The following is an 18,480-nucleotide window of genomic DNA, read 5'->3' as shown; positions in this document are numbered from 1 at the left end:
CCTGGGACGTCGACCGCGTGCTGTTCGACTTCGGCTTCCCGATGGGCCAATTCGCCATGGCCGACCTGGCCGGCCTGGACATCGGCTGGAACAAGAAGGCCTCGAAGGGCTCCACCCTGCGCGAGGTGATGTGCGAGCTCGGCCGCTTCGGCCAGAAATCCGGCGGCGGCTTCTACGACTACGACGCCAACCGCAACGCCACGCCTTCACCGGTGGCCGAGAAGGCGATCCGCGAGTTCGTCGCCCGCTCCGGCGTGACGCCGCGCAAGATCAGCGACGAAGAGATCCTCGATCGGCTGATCCTGCCGATGATCGACGAAGGGGCGAAGATCCTCGACGAGGGCAAGGCGATCCGCTCGTCCGACATCGATGTGATCTGGGTGATGGGCTACGGCTGGCCGGTCTACCGCGGCGGCCCCATGTATTACGCTGACCAGCTCGGGCTGGCGGCCGTGGCCGATCGCATGCGGACCTACGAGAAATCGTTGGGCAGGCGTTTCGCGCCGTCATCCCTGCTCGAGAAGCTGGCCGCCGAGGGCAAGCGCTTCGCCGACCTGAAGAGCTGAGCTGACAAACCAGGGAACTGATCCATGCGTGAAGCCGTCGTCGTCTCCGTCGCCCGCACCCCCATCGGCAAGGCCTACCGTGGGGCGCTGAACAACACCTTTGGCGCGACGCTGGGCGGCCACGCCGTGCGCGCGGCGGTGGAGCGGGCCGGCGTCGATCCGGCCGAGATCGACGACGTCACCCTGGGCTGCGCCCTGCAGCAGGGTTCGACGGGGCAGAACATCGCGCGCCAGTCGGCGCTTCGCGCCGGCCTGCCGAACACGGTCGCCGGCATGACCATCGACCGGCAGTGCTCGTCGGGACTGATGGCCATCGCCTCGGCGGCGAAGTCGATCATCCTCGACAACACCCCGATCGCCATCGGCGGCGGGCTCGAGTCCATCTCGCTCGTGCAGAACGACAAGATGAACCTATACAAGGCGTTCGATCCCTGGCTGGTCGAGCATGTCCCTGGCCTGCAGACGACCATGATCGAGACCGCCGAGGTGGTCGCCGAACGCTATGGGATCAGCCGCGAGGCGCAGGACGAGTATGCGCTGCAGTCCCAGCAACGCACCGCCCAGGCCCAGGCCGAAGGGCGCTTCGACGCCGAGCTCGCGCCGATCACCACGGTGATGAGCGTCACCAACCGCGAGACCGGCGAGACCAGCGAGCGCGAGGTGACCCTGTCGCAGGACGAGGGCAATCGCCCCCAGACCACCATCGAGGACCTGCGCAAGTTGCAACCGGTGTGGCGCACCGGCCGCTTCGCCAAGGAGGGCAAGTTCGTCACCGCCGGCAACGCCTCGCAGTTGTCGGATGGCGCGGCCGCGCTGGTTCTGATGGAGCGCGCCGAGGCCGAACGCCGCGGGCTGACGCCGCTGGGCGCGTTCCGCAGCGTCGCGGTGGCCGGCTGCGCGCCGGAGGAGATGGGCATCGGTCCGGTGTTCGCGGTTCCCAAGCTGCTGGAACGCGCTGGCCTGACCATGGACGACATCGACCTTTGGGAGTTGAACGAAGCCTTCGCCTGCCAGGTCATCTATTGCCGCGACCGGCTGGGCATCCCGAACGACAGGCTGAACGTCTCGGGAGGCGCGATCTCCATCGGCCACCCCTACGGCATGACCGGCGCACGCACCGCCGGCCACCTGCTGATCGAGGGAAAGCGTCGCGGCGCCAAGTACGGCGTCGTCACCATGTGCGTCGGCGGCGGCATGGGCGCGGCGGGTCTGTTCGAGATCTACTGAGGACGGGCGTCGTCTGGTCCCGAATGAGTTGGGTCAATGCCGCCTCATTTCAGCGTGATCGCCACTTTCGCCGCCGCTAGCGTCGCCACGACCTCCGTCACCCGTGCGGCGCCCATGTTTTCAGCGCTCAAGAGCGGCCTGGGCCGAACCTTTCTGTATTCACGAAGCTTTTATGCTTAAGCGCCGTAGACTTCGATTCGGCGGCTTTGGTCGCCCAACCCCGTGAGGCAGCATCGAGGTTCGACATGAAGGCGTCGCCCGAGTTCAAGAAGCAGATCCAGGGTTATGGACTGACCACTGCGGAGATCGTGTACCGGATGCCCGACCATCCGGCGCTTCTGCAGAGTTACCTCTGGCAGGAGTATGATCTGTTCCCGAAGTTCCCCGAATTGCGGGCCTTCCTCGACTTCTGGGCGCGCACCCTCGACGGGGCGCTCTACTCGGTGCGGGTGGCGCATTCGCGGCTGATCAAGCCCGCCGAGTTCAAGGCGCTAGGCGGTGAATTCCTGCTTCACTGAGCTGACGCCAGCCCTCGACAACCGCGGGCTCGGGTGGAACACGATGGGCTGACCGCCACGCCCCCGAAGGAAGCGCCAATTTTTGTCTATTCCGCGCGTCTTCATGCCGCTTGGCCTGGCCTTGGCCGCGGCCGCCCTGTTGCTCGCCGGCTGCGGCGGCAAGGTGCAGCGGCCCGACTGTTCGGCCGGCCAGGTCTGCCTGGAATACGGCAACGGCTCGGAGCCCGCGACGCTGGACCCGCAGTCCAGCAGCCTGATCGACGAATTCGCCATCATCGGCGACCTGATGATGGGACTGACCACCGACTCGCCGGAGGCCATGCCCGTCCCCGGCATGGCCGAGCGATGGGAGACCAGCGCCGACGGCCTGGTCTGGACCTTCCACCTGCGCGACGCCAAGTGGTCGGACGGCGCGCCGGTCACCGCAGACGACTTCGTTTACGCCTACCGGCGGATCCTCGAACCCAAGACCGCCTCGGTCTACGCCTACCTGGTCTTCCTGCTGAAGAACGGCCAGGCGGTTAGCGAGGGTAAAGCGGACCCGCAGACGCTGGGCGCCCGTGCGCTGGACCCTCGCACGCTGGAGCTGACGCTGTCGCACCCGGCGCCCTACCTGCCGCAACTGCTCAAGCACACCAGCTTTTTCCCGGTGCCCAAGCACGTGGTGGAGCGCTACGGCGACCAGTGGGTGCGGCCCGGCCGCTATGTCAGCAACGGTCCCTACAAGCTCGCGGCCTGGCGGCTCGGCGACTACGTGCAACTGGTCAAGAACCCGCTGTTCTATGACGCGAAGAACGTCTGCGTCGACCGGGTCAACTTCTATCCGACCACCGACAGCGCTCTGGCGGAGCGGCGGGTGCAACGTGGCGAGCTCGACCTCAACACCAGCTTCCAGTCCAACCGCATCGATCGGCTGCGCAAGGAGATGCCGACGTACGTCCGCACCCATCCCTCGCTGGCGACATCGTATCTCTCGTTCAACACCCGCGATTTCGCGCCGTTCAAGGACGTGCGGGTGCGCAAGGCGCTGGCGTTGGCCATCGACCGCGAGTTCATCACCAGCAAGTTGATGCGCGCAGGCCAGATCCCAGCCTACGCCTTCGTGCCGCCGGGCACCGCCAACTATGTCTTCGACGCCCACATGGCCGGCTATGGCCAGGCCTATCCGGCGCGTCAGGCCGAGGCGCGGCGGTTGCTGGCGCAAGCGGGTTTCGGCCCGGACCACCCGCTGAAATTCCAGATCAAGAGCGCCAGCAGCAACGAAACCCTGCTGTTGATGCAGGCGATACAGGCCGACTGGAAGGCGGTCGGCGTCGAGACCAGTCTGCAGCAGAACGAAGGGCAGATCGTGTTCGAGGCCTATCGCAACCGCGATTTCCAAGTGGGTTCGATGGGCTGGTACGCCGACTACAACGACCCGGTGACCTTCCTCGCGCTGATGCGCGCCGACACTGGGGCGCAGAACTACGGCGACTACCGCAACCCTGCCTATGACGCCCTGCTCGATGCGGCCGACCACGAGCCCGACGGGATGGCGCGGGCGAAGCTGCTGTCGCGCGCCGAGCAGATCATGCTGGACGACCAGGCGATCGCGCCGATCTACTTCGTGGTCAACCGCGCCCTGGTCAGCCCGAAGGTCACCGGCTGGGTGGACAACGCGTCGAACTTCCACCGCATCCGCTGGCTCTGCGTGAAGCCGTAGGGAGGCCGTTGCCAGCCTGCGCGGGCCGCGCGAAGGTCGGCGCATGCTCCTCCGCACAGCCCTGACCCTTCTGGCCGCCATGACCACGCTCGCCGCCCCCGCGCCAGACCCCGACGCCTATCTCGAGGAGATCGAGGGCGCACCGGCGCTCGCCTTCGCGCGGGCCGAGAACGCCCGCTCGCTGCCGGTCCTGCAGAACGATCCGCGCTACGCCGGACTGCACGCCGACGCGCTGGCCATCGTCACCGCCAAGGACCGCATTCCGGCCGTCGACTTCGCCGGCGAAGCGGAGCTCCGCAACTTCTGGCAGGACGCCGCCCACGTGCGCGGCGTTTGGCGCACCACCAGCCTCGACAGCTATCGCAAGGCCGAGCCTGAGTGGCGCACGATCCTCGACCTCGACGCGGTCTCGGCCGCCGAGAAGGCCAACTGGGTATGGAAGGGCGCGAACTGCCTGGCGCCGGAGGAGCGCCTCTGCCTGGTGCAGCTCTCCGACGGCGGCAAGGACGCGGTCGAGGTTCGCGAATTCGACACCCGCACGGGCGCGTTCGTTTCCGGCGGCTTCGTCTCGCCGCAAAGCAAGCAGGACGTCGCCTGGATCGACGCCGACACGCTGCTGATCGGCCGCGACTGGGGTGCAGACACCCTCACCGAGTCCGGCTACCCCTTCGTGCTGAAATCGTGGAAGCGCGGGACCCCGCTGAGCCAAGCGCGCGAGCTGTTCCGCGGCGCGAAGTCCGACGTGGCCGTGCAGCCGGCCGTGCTGCGCGACTCCGAGGGCCGCGTCCAGGCGGTGATCGCCCAGCGCCAGGTCAGCTTCTTCGAGGCCGAGTATCACCTGCTGACCGACAAGGGCCCGGTGAAGTTGCCCTTCCCGCTGCGCTCGACCCTGCACGGCCTGGTCGACGGCCAGTTGGCGCTGACCCTGGAGCAGGACTGGCCCGAACAGGGGTTCCGCGAAGGCGACCTGGTCGCCTACGACCTGGCGGCCCTGAAGGCTGCGCCCGCGACGGCGCGCGGCGTGCTGGTGCTGCGGCCCAGCGAGAGCCAGGCGATTGAACAGGTGGCGACCACGCGCGGCCGGCTGGTGGTGGCGCTCTATGAGAACGTGAAGGGCGGCATCGTCAGCTTCGCCCACGGCCCTGGCGGCTGGACGTCGAAAGCGCTGGAGATGCCCAGGGACGTCTCGGTGTCGATCGCCTCGACCTCGGAGCGCGACGACCGGCTGCTGGTCAATGTCGCGGGCTTCCTGACGCCCAACACCCAGCGGCTGGCGGACGCGGCCAGCGGCGCGGGCGAGGTGCTGAAGACCATGCCCCCGCGTTTCGACGCCTCGAAGCTGCAGGTCGACCAGCATTGGGCGACCTCCAAGGACGGGACGCGGGTCCCCTACTTCGTCGTCCATCGCAAGGACCTGAAACTGGACGGGACGGCGCCGACGCTGCTGTACGCCTATGGCGGCTTCCAGGTCTCGATCACGCCATCCTACTCAGGCGTCACCGGCAAGCTGTGGCTGGAGCGCGGCGGAGTCTATGTGGTCGCCAACATCCGCGGCGGCGGCGAGTTCGGGCCGCGCTGGCACAACGCGGGGCTGAAGCTGAACCGCCAGAGGGTCTACGACGACTTCTTCGCGGTGTCGGAGGACTTGATCGCCCGCAAGATCACCAGCCCGCGGCGCCTGGGGATCATGGGCGGATCGAACGGCGGCCTGCTGATGGGCGTGGCCCTGACCCAGAGGCCGGAGCTCTACAACGCCATCGTCATCCAGGTGCCGCTATTCGACATGATCGGCTATACCCACATCGGGGCGGGCGCTTCCTGGGTCGGAGAGTACGGCGACCCGGCGATACCGGCCGAGCGGGCGGTGATCGACACCTATTCGCCCTACCAGAACCTGCGCGCCGGCAAGCCCTACCCCGAGGTCTATATCGAGACCTCCACCAAGGACGACCGCGTGCATCCGGCGCACGCACGCAAGGCCGCGGCCCGGCTGAAGTCGCTGGGCTACTCCTATCTCTATTACGAAAACATCGACGGCGGGCACGCGGCGGCGGCCAACCTCAACGAGACCGCCAAGCGGGTGGCGCTGGAATACACCTACCTGACGCGCAGATTGATGGACTGAGCCGTCGGGGCTGCGCGCACCGCATAGATCTGCAAGGCTTCGGCCGCGGTTGAGCGCGGCTCCAGCCAGGCCGGAACCTCGCCGCGGTCAAGGCGCATCTGCAGGCTGGCCGCGCCAAGGCCCTCGTGGTTGCGGTTCTTGCGCCGGGCCGGACAGGCGACGACATAGTCCGCCCCCAGCGAGCGCACCGCCGCTTCATCATTCTGCGGCGTCGAAGCCAGCGCCGCGTTGGCGCCCAGGATGCCCCGCTCGGCCCGGTGATAGGGGGCGCTGACCACTGAGTGGGCGGTGTCGGCCAGGATGAACGGGCCGAGATCGATCTCGGCCAGGACCAGGCCTTTCGGCTGGGACGCGAGGTGCGCATAGGCCACGTCAAGGTCGCAGCGCGCCGGGTCGGCGGCGGCGGCGGAGACCGGGCGCTTCCAGCCGGGCGCCGCGTCGAGCGCCGGCAGCAGGACCGCCTGAGAGGTCAGGCAAAGCAAAGCGACGCCGGGCAGGAGCGCGCCACGGAACCACCGCGCCGAGACGCCTGCGAGGCCCGCGGCGACCAGCGGGGCGGCGATCCAGAAAGGATAGTTGACGATCCGCCCGGCCTGCAACGCGGCGGCCAGCCCGGCGATCAGGCAGGCTCCGGTCAGCATCCAGCCAAAGTCGCGCGCCAGGCCCCGCACGCCCAGCCAGATCCAGCCGGCCACGCCCAGGACGATCATCGCCAGGGCCGCGGCGGCTTGGTCGGAGTGTTGCGAGATCAAAGTGGTCAGCAGCGGCTGCATCTCGTCGACCTGCAACAGCCATATCGCCCGCAAAGCCGGATCGACCGCGCCCAGCGGGCCGCCCAGGCAGCGCGGCTCCGGGGCCAGATAGGCGAACGCGGCCGCCACGCCCACCGCCCCCAGCGCCGACAGACGTGCGGTGAGGCCCTTGTTCTGCGACCAGGCGATGACGCCGCAAAGGCCGACGCCGGCGATCATCACCGCCCCCCAGAGGTTGACGCCCAGGGCGTCGCAGAACGGCGTGGCCCATCGCGACGGCGCGGTCTGCACGGCGTAGAGCAGCGTCAGCGCGGCGGGCAGCGCGACGGCGTAGGCGGCCGCCGGGCGCGCGCCATCCGCCGGGGCGAGGACGAAACGCAGCGCCAAGCCAGCGCCGATCAGGCCGACGAACGGCAGGCATTCCAGACCCACGGCGAGCGCCAGAGCGCTGGCCAGCGCCGCCAGAATCGCGCCGGTGCGGTCTCCGCGCACTGCTCCGGCCAAGGCCGCCAGGGTCAGGGCGATCTGGACATCGTGATGGTCGATACGGCCTGGGCGCCACTGACCGAACAGCAAGGGGTTGATGATCAGCAACAGCGCGCAGAGGGCCATCGCCTGTCCGCCGCCCATGCGGCGCGCGATCGACATCGCCGCCCATGCCGCCGGGAACACCCACAGCAACGGCCAGATCATCCGCGTCGCGTCTTCGGCGCGCGGTCGCTTCATCAGCAATTCAAAGAACGCCGTAATGCCAACCAGCGCGCCGTCGATCAGTCGTGACCAGTGCATGTCCATGCCGATCGGCGGCTGCAGGCGAGCGACGCGCTGGTCCCACCACCCCTGCCCGTCCATCATCGCGCGCACGTTGACCAGCCGCATGGCGTCGTCCGTGTCGCCCAGGGTGCGATGCATGTCGGCGCCCGCGATCAGCAGCAGAATCCCTGCCACGCCAAGGGAAACACCGAGTGCGCAGGCCCAGGTCGGCGCGTTCAGATGAGGCGAAGGCGCGGGCCGGGAGGTCATGATATCTCCCGCACGGGATGGACGCGGCAGCCTTCCCGCATCCGGGTTTACGCTGCCTAAAGTTTATTAGCCGACGTTGTCGTCTGCGCTGACGCCAGGCGCACAGAAAGCGATCGATGGCGAAAATCTCGCTCGCGCGACCGAACCTTGAGGCCTCCGCGCTGGTAATGCAGCGGAGCCGCCAACAGGTGAGGCGCGAGGGCTCCGGCGGCGCGATTGTCCGCTAACTGACAGGAAGTCGTGCGCGTGCAGACTGACACCGAGGTTCTGATCATCGGCGGGGGGCCGGCCGGCCTGACCGCGGGCTATCTGCTGGCCAAGAAGGGCCGCGCGGTGACGGTCATCGAACGCGACCCCGTCTACCTGGGCGGGATCAGCCGCACCGTGAACTACAAGGACTTCCTGTTCGACATCGGCGGCCACCGCTTCTTCTCCAAGTCGCGCGAAGTGGTCGACCTGTGGCGCGAGATCCTGCCCGACGATTTCATCGAGCGGCCGCGCCTGTCGCGGATCTTCTACAACGGCAAATTCTTCGCCTACCCGCTGAAGGCTTTCGAGGCGCTGTTCAAGCTGGGCCTGTTGAACAGCGCGGCCTGCGTGCTGTCCTACGCCTACGCGCGCGTGGCCCCGGTCAAACAGCCCAAGACCTTCCACCAGTGGGTGCGCAACCAGTTCGGCGAGCGCCTGTTCTCGATCTTCTTCAAGACCTACACCGAGAAGGTGTGGGGCATGTCCTGCGACGAGATCTCGGCCGACTGGGCCGCGCAGCGCATCAAGGGGCTGGACCTGGCGATCGCGGTGCGCGACGGCCTGACCCGTTCCCTCGGCATCAAGCGCAAGACTGACGGCTCCACCGCCAAGACCCTGCTCGAAACCTTCCAATACCCCCGTCGCGGCCCCGGCATGATGTGGGACGCCGCGGCCGCCAAGATGCAGGCCTTCGGCGGCAAGGTGCTCATGGACCGCACGATGCAGGGTGCGGCCTGGGACGCCAGGAACAAGGTTTGGACCGTGACTTCGACCGACGCCGCGGGCCTCGAGCATGTGGTCACCGCTCGCCACGTGATCTCCTCGGCTCCGATCGTCGAACTGACCAGCGCGCTCAGCCCCGCGCCCGCCAGCCGGCCGTCCGCCAAGCAACTGCGCTATCGCGACTTCCTCACCGTGGCCCTGATCGCCAAGAGCCCGGCCGAATTCCCCGATAACTGGATCTACATCCACGACCCGTCGGTGAAGGTCGGACGGGTGCAGAACTTTGAGTCCTGGTCGCCGGAAATGGTGCCCCAGGACGGCTACGCCTGCCTGGGCATGGAATACTTCTGCTTCGAGGGCGACGGCCTGTGGGCGTCCAAGGACGAAGACCTGATTGAACTGGCCAAGCGCGAAATCGGCCACATAGGTCTGGTCCGCCCTGAAGACGTGGTCGACGCCTGCGTTGTGCGCCAGCAAAAGGCTTATCCCGTCTACGACGACGCCTATCAGGCCAACGTCGAGGCGGTACGCGTCGATCTGGAGCGGAACTTCCCGACCCTGCACCTGGTCGGCCGCAACGGCATGCACAAGTACAACAACCAGGACCACGCGATGATGACCGCCATGCTGACGGTCGAGAACATCCTGGCCGGCGAGCGCATCTACGACGTGTGGCAGGTGAACGAGGACGCCGAATACGGCGAGGCCGGCCTGTCGGGCGCCGAAGAGGCCCTGAAGAGCGAGCGTCTGGTCCCGCGCCGCGTCAAATCCGAAAGCCATGCGCCGGCGATGTCCAGCGCCGCAGTCTGACCCAACCGGCGCCGCCGCCTTGCGGCGGGCCGGAGATCACATAGGCTGACGTTCGAAAACGCCGCCGAGTGACCCAGACCGATCCCCCATCTGCGCGCATGCCCAAGTCCCGACCCCGAGGGGCGCGGGTCGTGCTCGCCGTCTGCCTGTTAGTGGCCCTGGCGCTCATCGCCGTCTGGGCGGCCAGGCGAGCGATCGCGCGCGAGGCGCTGATCGGCTGGTTACACAGTCACGGCGTCGAAGCCGACGCCCGAGTCGAGGCCTTCGGCCTGAACGGCTTCACCGGCGCGGTGACCGCCGGCCCGTCAAGCGATCCGGACTTCGCCGCCGAACGGGCGGAGATCTCTTACGGTCTCGCCGGTCCGTGGTCTGGCAGGCCACTGGGTCTTGACGTGAGCTCCGTGCGCCTGGTGCGTCCGGTGCTGAAGGCACGGTGGCGAAACGGGAAACTCAGCGCCGGCGCCCTCGACCCGCTAATCGCGGAATTCACCCGCAAACCTCCCAGACCCGACGCCCGCCAACCCAAGGTCACGATCGAGAACGGCACGCTGCGCCTCGACACCGACTACGGGGTCGTACGGCTGAACGCCGACGCCAGACTGGAGGACGGCAAGCTGTTGGCCCTCGACGCGAGATTGGCCCAGGCGGCCCTGCGCGGGCCTGCCGGATCGGCCGCTGCGGGACCCGGCCGGCTGACCTTGAACACTCGGGGCGACCGAGTGGCGCTGGCGCTAGACCTGCCGCTCACCCGCCTGGAGGTCGCGCAGACGCGCCTGGACGACGCGCGCCTGCGGATCGCCGGCGATCTGCCCTACCCGGACTTCAAGCGGCGGCGCGGCGATGGTCGGGTGACGCTGACCATGAACGGCGAGGCGGCCACGCTGACCAGCAGCGGCGCGAGCCTGAAGGGCGCAAAGCTTGAGGGCCGATTTGACGGCGTGGCCGCAGGTTGGATCGAAACCCTGACGCTGAACGGCCAGGCGGCGCTGATGGCCCACGCGGTCTCCGCGGCCCAAGGTGACTTGCAGATCGGCCCGGCGAAGGTCGACCTGCGCGCAGAGACGGCGACCTGGAGCCGCAGGGGCGGCGACCAGCTCACTGCACGGATGACCGTGAAAGCTTTGGTCGATTCCCTGCGCAGCGGCGACGCGCGCCTGCGCAGCCTCACCGCCGACCTGCAGGGAGCCGGCGAATGGCGCGCTCAGGGCCCTGTGCGGCTCGACCTCATCGGATCGGCCGCTTCGGCCGGCGCGCTGACCTCGCTCGGTCGAGTCGAGGCCAAGGACATGCCGCAGATCGCAGCCCTGAAGCGCGGACTGGCCGACTTCCGCGCCATCGCGCCGGGGGTTCGGATCACCCTGGAGGACGGCCTGCGGGTCGCCCTGAGCCAGCCCGCGCGGATCGCCGGCGCCGGCGGCATGACAGTGATCGTCTCCCCCTCGCACAGTCAGCCGCTGATCGAGCCGGACGGCGGCGCGTTCGAGGCGCTGGCGAGCGGTGGCGGTTTTCCACGTGTCGCTCTGACGGGCGGCCGCTGGCGGACGGTGAACGGCGGCGTCGCGATCGACGGTGGGCTGACGGCCCAGGGCGATTTCGGACCGCTGCAGAGCTTCTCGACGCAAAGCGACGTCGCGCTGCGGGTCATCGGCCCGACCGCGACGCTCGCTACTGGCGGCTGCCTGCCGATCCGGGCGAAGCATCTGGAACTGGGTGAGAACGATCTTGAGGATCTGAGCTTCAGCCTCTGCCCATCGGGCGGACCGCTGGTGACGGCGCGCGGCGGCGACTGGCGTACGAACGCGGCGGTCCGCGCCTTGCGAGCCCGCGCGCCGTTCCTGGAAGCGCGCTTTGAAGACGCCGCCGGACCGCTCAGCTTCGGGATCGCCAAAGGCGTCATGCGCGGCCGCTTCGACGTGCGCGGCGCGCGGATCACGGACCTGGCCTCGGTGCGTCGCTTCAGCCCCCTGCGCGCCGCCGGCGTGGCCGGGGTCGCAGGCGACATCTGGAGCGCCAAGCTGACCCTCTCCGACGGGGCCAACCGCGACCTGGGCGTCGCGGAGCTCCGCCACGACGTGTCGCAGGGCGTGGGCCGCGTGGTGCTCGACGCCGCCGACCTGGTGTTCGCCGAGGGAGGGCTGCAACCGGCCGAGTTGTCGCCCCTGGCGTCGGTGATCGGCTCGCCCGCCCGCGGACGAGCGCACTTCTCCGGCGGCTTCGACTGGACGACCGCGGGTACGGCCAGCCAAGGCTTCCTGGAGATCGACGAACTGGACTTCCAGAGCCCAGCCGGCCCGGTCACCGGCCTGTCCGGCGACATCACCTTCTCCAGCCTCGCACCGTTGGAGACGCCGCCTGGCCAGGCGCTCAGCGTCCAGCGCATCGCGGTCGCCAGCGGCTTGACGGACCTGCGCATGGGCTTCGCCCTGACGCCGGACGCGCTGCGGGTCGACGGCGCGACGGCGAACCTGGCCGGCGGCGTGATCAGCGCCGAGGCCTTCACGCTGCCGCTCAGGCCCGACGCGCCCTGGGGCGGGACGCTGAGCCTCAAGGACGTGCAGTTGTCCGACCTGGTCGAGGCCTCGCCCTTCGCCGACCGGATGGACCTGCAAGCAAAGGTCGATGGTCGCATCCCGTTCACGGTGATCAAGGACGGCTTCCGCATCTCGCAGGGCGAGCTGCACGCCATCGAGCCCGGCAAGCTGTCGCTGAAGCGCGAGGCGCTGACCGGCGTCGCGGCGACGACCCAGGCCGCACCGGACGCGCCGGCCCCGAACGCCTTCACAGACTTCGCCTACCAGGCCATGGAGCATCTGACCTTCACCGAGCTCAGTGCGCGGATCGACAGCCTGCCGCAGGGCCGCATAGGCGTGGTGCTGCGGGTCAAGGGCGAGCACCAGCCGCCAACCCATCAGGAGATCCGGATCTCCGCCGCCGACCTGATCCGCAACAAGTTCCTTGAACGCGAGCTGCCGCTGCCGTCCGGCACCAAAGTGGACCTGACGCTGGACACGTCCTTGAACCTGGACCAGTTGCTGGGCGACTATGCGGGCTATCAGCAGCTACGCGGTTCAGCCGCGGTTCAGCCTGCACCCGCCAATACAGCGCCAGGGCCATCGGAGACCACGACCCCATGATCAGTCGTACGAGGGCAGTTCTCGCCTGCGCCGCCCTGGGCCTGCCCCTGTTGGCGGGGGCCTGCGCGCCCACCGTTCATGTGGATGTGAAACCGATCACCATCTACGCCAAGCTGGACGCCGACGTGCGGCTGCGCCTCGACGAGGACGTCAAGGCGCTGATCCAGAAGAATCCGAACCTGTTCTGAAGGACATCATCATGAGGCGGCGTAATCTTATTGCGGCGATCGCCGGGGCGGCCGGCGCAATGCTGCTGGTCACCGCGGCGGCCGGCCAGACCGGGGCCAAGGCCGTGGTCGACCAGGCCAAGGCGCAAGGCGCGGTCGGCGAACAGTCCGATGGCTATCTGGGCTTTGTCCGCGGACCCTCCGACGCCGCCGTGAAGGCCGCGGTCGACGAGATCAACGCCGGCCGCGCCCAGCTCTATCGTGAGGCCGCGGCGCGCAACGGCGTGACCCCGCAAGCCGCCGGCGCAGCCACCTTCCAGCAGGTGGTGACGCTGAAGCTCCAGCCGGGCGAATACTACCGCACACCCGACGGCAGGTGGGTGCGTAAATAATCGCCGAAAACTGCGCGAACGTCTGGAACCCGGCTGAATCACGCTCGTTGATGAAGTGCGGCGGCCCAGACGCCCCCCCGACTTGTGGGTCGCCCCCAAAAGATCGCCCCGGCCTCCTCAGAGGCCGGGGCTTTCGTTTGCGCTAGCCCGTCCAACGCGATCGCACCGACATCAGGGTTAATTAACAGGAACGTGGGAACGTACGACGTCTGCCAGGGTTGGCACGTCATAGGTAGGGATCGTGTCCAGGACTGATCGAATTCAGCAAGAAGCCAGAGGCCTGTGGATCGAGGTCTTCGGCGAACCGCCGTCTGAGGACCTGGACGGAGATCAGATGCTGAACATCATCTTCCAGCGTACGCCGCCATCGACCTATTCGCGGTTGGGCGCCGCCCAGCGCAGCCGAAATCTGGTCTGGCCGCGAAAGCGTTAGCGGGCGCTAGAGGGCCAGCACCACGTAGCCGACGAACGTCGCCAACAGCGTCCACAGCGCTATGCCCAGGACGAACGGCGCGATCGGGCGCTTGCCACGGACGAGGTCGCGCGTCGGCGCACGCTGAACCGGCGACGTGTAGTGCTCCGCGTACATATCGAACTTGGCCATAGCCATGCTCCTTGACTGTTCGCGGCGGGGCCGATCCGGCCCAAAGCCCCCGGACCTGTCCCGTCGCGGGACGCGATTCGCGCGCCCGACGAGCAATCAGCAACAAAGGCGCCGCAAACCTTCAGCGTGGCGGTTCTCAACCTTTCCGGGCGCGAGTAGGTTATCCGCACGGGGGCCTCTCAACCCCTGTTCCCCACAAGGAGTGCGTCATGTCGCCCAAGCTCGCCGCCGTCCTGCTCACCCTCGCCGCCTCGTCACTGGGCGGCGCGGCGCAGGCCCACGCCTATCTGGAATCAGCGGCCCCGGCCGTCGACGGCATGTCAGCCCCGCCCGCCGAGATCCGCATCACCTTCTCGGAGGAGATTGTGACCAAGTTTTCAGGCCTGACGCTGAAGAACGGCGCGGGCAAGAAGGTCGCCGTCGGCAAGCCCAAGGCCGGCGCCGACAAGTCGGTGCTGATCGTGCCGGTGAAGGCCAAGCTCGCACCCGGCCCGTACGACGTCGAATGGTTCTGCGTCTCCGCCGACACGCACCGCATGAAGGGCCACTACCGCTTCACGGTCCGCTAGGTGGTCGAGACCCTCGTCGTCGTTGCACGGCTTCTGCATTATTTGGCGGTGATCGCGCTGTTCGGTGCGGCGGTTTTCCCGATCTACGCCTTTCGGCGCGAGGCCTGGCGGCCGCCGGCCGCCGAGGCGCGCATCCGCGCGATGCTGGCTCCGGCGGCGGCGCTCGCCCTGGTCACCGGCCTGCTGTGGCTGGCTGCGGTCGCCGCCCAGATGAGCGGCGACATCGCCGGCGCCTGGGACCCAGAGACCCTGTGGACGGTCATCGTCGACACCGACTTCGGTCACGCCTGGGCCGCGCGGCTGATCCTCACTGGCGGCGTCCTCGGCGAGATCCTGCTGCGACGGGGCGAGCGGCTGCCGGCGATCCTTTCGGCGGTATTGCTAGGGAGCATCGCGCTGACTGGCCACACTCAGGCCAAGCAGGGCGTGGTGGGGCTGTTGCACATGGCCAGCGATGCGGCCCACCTGCTGGGCGCCGGCGCCTGGCTAGGCGGGCTGATCCCGCTGGCGGCGCTGGCCCTGACCCGAGCCGCCGATACGAGCCAGGCCGCGGCGCTCGCCCGGATGGTCCACCGTTTCTCGGGCATGGGCTACGCGGCGGTGGCGGCCCTGCTGGTGTCGGGAGTGTTCAACAGCTGGCTGCTGGTGGGATCGGTCGAGGCGATGCTGACGACGCCGTACGGGCAGGTGCTGACCGTAAAGATCGGCGCCTTCCTGGCGATGCTGGCGCTGGCCGCGGCCAACCGCTTCTGGATCAGCCCTCGCCTGCTGCGCCCGAACGGCGAGAGCGACGAGAAGATGTTCACGCGCCTGCGCACCCACATCTGGACTGAACAGGCGCTGGGCGGCGCGGTGCTGGCCCTGGTCGCGGTGCTGGGCACCCTGCCGCCCGGCGCAGAGGCCGGCTGACCTACTCCGCCGGCTCGTCTTGGCCGACCGGCCTGGCGGCCAGATCGCGCAGATACTGCCCGTATTCGCTCTTGGCCTGAGCGCGGCCAAGGTCGGCGAGCTGCTCGCGGTCGATCCACCCCATGCGGAACGCCACCTCTTCCAGGCAACCGATGCGCAGGCCCTGGCGCTGCTCCAGCGTGCGGATCAGCTCGCCCGCCTGGATCAGGCTGTCGTGGGTGCCGGTATCCAGCCAGGCGAAGCCGCGCCCGAGCAGCTCCACATGCAGGGCGTCGTCTTCGAGATAGCGGGCGTTGAGTGCGGTGATCTCCAGTTCGCCCCGCTCGGAGGGCTTGAGCGTCTTGGCCAGTTCGCTGGCGCGGCCGTCGTAGAAATACAGGCCGGTGACCGCGTAGTTGGACTTCGGCTGGACCGGCTTCTCCTCGATGCCCAGCACCCGGCCGTCGGGCGCGAGCTCGATCACGCCGTAGCGCTCCGGATCGGTGACCGGATAGCCGAAGACCGTGGCGCCGGCCGCCCGCTCGTCGGCCTTGCGCAGCAGTTGGCCGAAGTTCTGGCCGAAGAAGATGTTGTCACCCAGGATCATCACGCTGGGTTCGCCGCCGACGAACTCCTCGCCCAGGATATAGGCCTGGGCCAGGCCATCGGGCTTGGCCTGGACGATGTATTCGAAACGCACGCCAAGCTGCGATCCGTCGCCCAACAGGCGCTTGAAGCCAGCCTGGTCCTCCGGCGTGGTGATGATCAGGATCTCGCGCACGCCAGCCAGCAGCAGCACCGACAGCGGATAGTAGATCATCGGCTTGTCGTAGATCGGCAGCAGCTGCTTGGAGACCGCCAGCGTCAGCGGATGCAGCCGGGTGCCGGAGCCCCCGGCCAGGACGATGCCTCGCCTCATGCGACTTTCCGATCCTCTGCGGCGGCGAGCGCGGCGATGGCTTCGCCCAGCGCGTCGCGCCAGGGCCTGGGGGTGACGCCGAACACCTGCGACAGCCGTGAACAGTCCAACTCGGCGTTCAGCGCGCGGCGGGCGGGCGTCGGGAAGTCACGGGTGGCGATCGGCTCGATCTCGGGCGGGGCCCGGTCAGGCCAGGCGAGCGCGAAGATCGCCTGGGCCATCTCGTGACGGGTCGCCACGCCGGCGTTGGTGAAGTGCAACAGGCCCCATTCCTGGGCGCCGGCCGGCGCCGCGGCCAGCCTGGGGGCCTGGTCCAGGATGAAGGCGGCGAGGTCGCCGCTGGCGGTTGGCCGGGCGCGTTGATCGGCAACCACCCGCAGACGCGGTTGCGATTGGGCGAGCCTCAGCATCGCCTGCAGGAAGTTCTGCCCGTAGGCCGAGAACAGCCACGACACCCGCAGCACGACGGCGCGGTCGCAGGCCGCCAGCACCGCCTGCTCGCCGGCCAGCTTCGAGGCCCCGTAAACGTGCAGCGGCGCCGGAGCGTCGGTCTCGACGTAGGCTGCGGCCTTCGCGCCCGAGAACACCATGTCGGTGGAGATATGCACCAGCGCCGCGCCACGCTCAGCGCACACCTTCGCCATCGCCGCCGGCGCCCAGGCGTTGATCGCGTAGGCCAGGTCCGGCTCGTCTTCGGCCTTGTCGACGGCGGTGTAGGCGGCGGCGTTGATCACCAGGTCGAGCACGGGCTCCGCGGCGATGGCGCGGGCGACGGCCGCGGTGTCCAGCAGGTCGACGTCGGCGCGCGACAGCGCCTTGATCTCCACCCTGTCGCCGGCGCGGTCGCACAGCTCACGCGCCAGTTGGCCGGACGCGCCGAACTGCAGGACGCGCAAGGTCATGCCTTCACCAGGCCCTGGCGCTCGCTCTCGAAGCCGCGGTCGCGGATCGCTTGCCACCAGTCGCGGTTCTCGACGTACCAGCGCACCGTGTCCTCCAACCCGTCGCCGAGGGCGATTCGGGGCCGCCATCCCAGTTCGTCGCGCAGCTTGGACGCGTCGATGGCGTAGCGGAAGTCATGACCGGGCCGGTCGGTGACAAAGGCGATCTTGTCGGCGTGCGGGCCGTTGGCCGGCGCCAGGGCGTCCAGGTGTCGGCAGAGGATGTTGACCAGCTCGATGTTCGGCTTGGTGGCGTCGCCGCCGATCGCATAGGTCTCGCCCAGGCGACCCTTTTCCAGCACCAGCAGCAGCGCCTCGGCGTGGTCGTCGACATGCAGCCAGTCGCGCACCTGCAGCCCCTTGCCATAGACGGGGATGGTCTTCCCCTCCAGCGCGCGGGAGATCACCGTCGGGATCAGCTTTTCGGGGAATTGGTACGGGCCGTAGTTGTTCGAACAGTTGGTGATCACCACCGGCAGGCCGAAAGTGCGCGACCAGGCGCGCACCAGGTGGTCGGCGGAGGCCTTGCTGGCCGAATAGGGCGAGTTGGGATCGTAGGGCGTCGTCTCGCTGAACGCCCCGTCCTCGCCCAGCGCGCCGAACACCTCGTCGGTGGAGACGTGGTGAAACCGGAACGTCGCCTGCTCGGCCTTCGGCAGGGCGCGCCAGTGTTCCCGGGCGGCTTCCAGCAGAACGCCGGTGCCAATGACGTTGGTCTGCACGAAGCTCAGCGGGTCTTCGATGGCCCGGTCGTTGTGCGATTCCGCGGCCAGGTGCATCACCACGTCGGGACGATGGCGAGCGAACACCGCGCGAACCGCGGGCGCGTCGCAGATGTTCACGTGCTCGAAGGCGTAGAGCGGGCTGTCGGCGAGGCTGGCCACGTTCGTCAGGCTGGCCGAATAGGTCAGGGCGTCGAGGTTCACGACCTCGATCCCCTGGGCGACTGCGCGACGCACCACAGCCGAGCCGATGAAGCCCGCGCCTCCGGTGACCAGGAGTTTCATACAGTGATCCGGAAGCATGGGCGGCGAAGGCGCCGCGAGGTTCTGCGCATGAATCTAGCCTCATACAGCGAAACGAGGCGCGCTCAAGGCGCTGCACCCGTGCGCCATCGCCGCCGCGCGGCTTGAGCGGACCTCGGCCACATCCTATCCTTGAGCGGTTCCGG

At 68.5% G+C, this 18,480-nt stretch carries 17 protein-coding genes; 12 read left to right on the top strand and 5 right to left on the bottom strand.

The features are described 5' to 3' along the window. The 5 genes from Q8M88_RS01555 to Q8M88_RS01535 all read left to right on the top strand — a co-directional run. Positions 1-566: 3-hydroxyacyl-CoA dehydrogenase family protein (locus Q8M88_RS01555; RefSeq protein WP_305594392.1), on the top strand; the 566-nt coding region annotated here is incomplete at its 5' end. A gap of 24 nt (positions 567-590) precedes the next feature. Then, the gene (locus Q8M88_RS01550; protein WP_305594390.1) at positions 591-1,793 is read left to right on the top strand and encodes an acetyl-CoA C-acyltransferase; all 1,203 of its coding nucleotides are present in this window, start codon (positions 591-593) and stop codon (positions 1,791-1,793) included. 245 nt (positions 1,794-2,038) lie between these two features. Further along, positions 2,039-2,311: an usg protein gene (locus tag Q8M88_RS01545; protein ID WP_305594388.1), complete on the top strand. Its 273-nt coding sequence runs from the start codon at positions 2,039-2,041 to the stop codon at positions 2,309-2,311. Positions 2,312-2,414: 103 nt separating this feature from the next. Continuing rightward, a complete protein-coding gene (locus Q8M88_RS01540; RefSeq protein ID WP_305594386.1) occupies positions 2,415-4,013 on the top strand; it encodes a peptide ABC transporter substrate-binding protein in 1,599 nt (532 codons plus the stop codon). 43 nt (positions 4,014-4,056) lie between these two features. Continuing rightward, on the top strand, positions 4,057-6,138 hold the full coding sequence (locus Q8M88_RS01535) for a prolyl oligopeptidase family protein (RefSeq protein WP_305594384.1): 2,082 nt from the start codon (positions 4,057-4,059) through the stop codon (positions 6,136-6,138). On the opposite strand, the gene Q8M88_RS01530 is transcribed toward Q8M88_RS01535, so the two are convergent. Next, entirely contained in the window at positions 6,111-7,913 is a 1,803-nt protein-coding gene (locus Q8M88_RS01530; protein WP_305594382.1) for a hypothetical protein, read from the bottom strand. The genes Q8M88_RS01535 and Q8M88_RS01530 overlap by 28 nt on opposite strands. A gap of 240 nt (positions 7,914-8,153) precedes the next feature. Between Q8M88_RS01530 and Q8M88_RS01525 the strand changes: the two genes are divergently transcribed. From Q8M88_RS01525 to Q8M88_RS01505, 5 genes are all read left to right on the top strand, one after another. Further along, positions 8,154-9,695, top strand: a complete 1,542-nt coding sequence (locus tag Q8M88_RS01525; protein WP_371132609.1) for an NAD(P)/FAD-dependent oxidoreductase — start codon at positions 8,154-8,156, stop codon at positions 9,693-9,695. Between the two features lie 131 nt (positions 9,696-9,826). After that, positions 9,827-12,829, top strand: coding sequence for a YdbH domain-containing protein (locus Q8M88_RS01520; protein WP_305594378.1), 3,003 nt, complete (start codon positions 9,827-9,829; stop codon positions 12,827-12,829). Next, the gene (locus Q8M88_RS01515) at positions 12,826-13,017 is read left to right on the top strand and encodes a YnbE family lipoprotein (protein ID WP_305594376.1); all 192 of its coding nucleotides are present in this window, start codon (positions 12,826-12,828) and stop codon (positions 13,015-13,017) included. The genes Q8M88_RS01520 and Q8M88_RS01515 overlap by 4 nt, the downstream gene beginning before the upstream one ends. Positions 13,018-13,028: 11 nt before the next feature. After that, complete coding sequence (locus Q8M88_RS01510) at positions 13,029-13,388, top strand: YdbL family protein (RefSeq protein ID WP_305594374.1); 360 nt, start codon at positions 13,029-13,031, stop codon at positions 13,386-13,388. Between the two features lie 241 nt (positions 13,389-13,629). Next, positions 13,630-13,821 (top strand): hypothetical protein, encoded by a 192-nt coding sequence (locus Q8M88_RS01505; protein ID WP_305594372.1) that lies wholly within the window; start codon positions 13,630-13,632, stop codon positions 13,819-13,821. Positions 13,822-13,827: 6 nt separating this feature from the next. Here Q8M88_RS01505 and Q8M88_RS01500 read toward each other — a convergent pair whose 3' ends face one another. After that, positions 13,828-13,992 carry a hypothetical protein gene (locus Q8M88_RS01500; RefSeq protein ID WP_305594370.1) on the bottom strand — a complete coding sequence of 55 codons (165 nt, stop codon included), beginning with the start codon at positions 13,990-13,992 and terminating at the stop codon, positions 13,828-13,830. Positions 13,993-14,201: 209 nt separating this feature from the next. Between Q8M88_RS01500 and copC the strand changes: the two genes are divergently transcribed. Continuing rightward, positions 14,202-14,561: a copper homeostasis periplasmic binding protein CopC gene (gene copC, locus Q8M88_RS01495; protein WP_305594368.1), complete on the top strand. Its 360-nt coding sequence runs from the start codon at positions 14,202-14,204 to the stop codon at positions 14,559-14,561. Next, positions 14,562-15,470 carry a copper homeostasis membrane protein CopD gene (copD, locus tag Q8M88_RS01490; RefSeq protein ID WP_305594366.1) on the top strand — a complete coding sequence of 303 codons (909 nt, stop codon included), beginning with the start codon at positions 14,562-14,564 and terminating at the stop codon, positions 15,468-15,470. It abuts the gene before it with no gap. Position 15,471: 1 nt separating this feature from the next. On the opposite strand, the gene rfbA is transcribed toward copD, so the two are convergent. Genes rfbA through rfbB form a run of 3 tightly spaced genes read right to left on the bottom strand, consistent with a single transcriptional unit; the run spans position 15,472 to position 18,316 of the window. After that, entirely contained in the window at positions 15,472-16,368 is an 897-nt protein-coding gene (rfbA, locus tag Q8M88_RS01485; RefSeq protein WP_305594364.1) for a glucose-1-phosphate thymidylyltransferase RfbA, read from the bottom strand. After that, the gene (gene rfbD / locus Q8M88_RS01480) at positions 16,365-17,270 is read right to left on the bottom strand and encodes a dTDP-4-dehydrorhamnose reductase (protein WP_305594362.1); all 906 of its coding nucleotides are present in this window, start codon (positions 17,268-17,270) and stop codon (positions 16,365-16,367) included. Before rfbD ends, rfbA begins: the two co-directional genes overlap by 4 nt. Beyond that, positions 17,267-18,316: a dTDP-glucose 4,6-dehydratase gene (rfbB, locus tag Q8M88_RS01475; RefSeq protein WP_305594360.1), complete on the bottom strand. Its 1,050-nt coding sequence runs from the start codon at positions 18,314-18,316 to the stop codon at positions 17,267-17,269. Before rfbB ends, rfbD begins: the two co-directional genes overlap by 4 nt. Positions 18,317-18,480 lie beyond the last annotated feature (164 nt).

It is taken from the genome of Phenylobacterium sp. (assembly GCF_030693805.1).
Classification (GTDB): domain Bacteria; phylum Pseudomonadota; class Alphaproteobacteria; order Caulobacterales; family Caulobacteraceae; genus Phenylobacterium.
The sequence above is the reverse complement of the archived record's forward strand: the minus strand, read 5'-3'. Positions and strand labels throughout refer to the sequence as shown.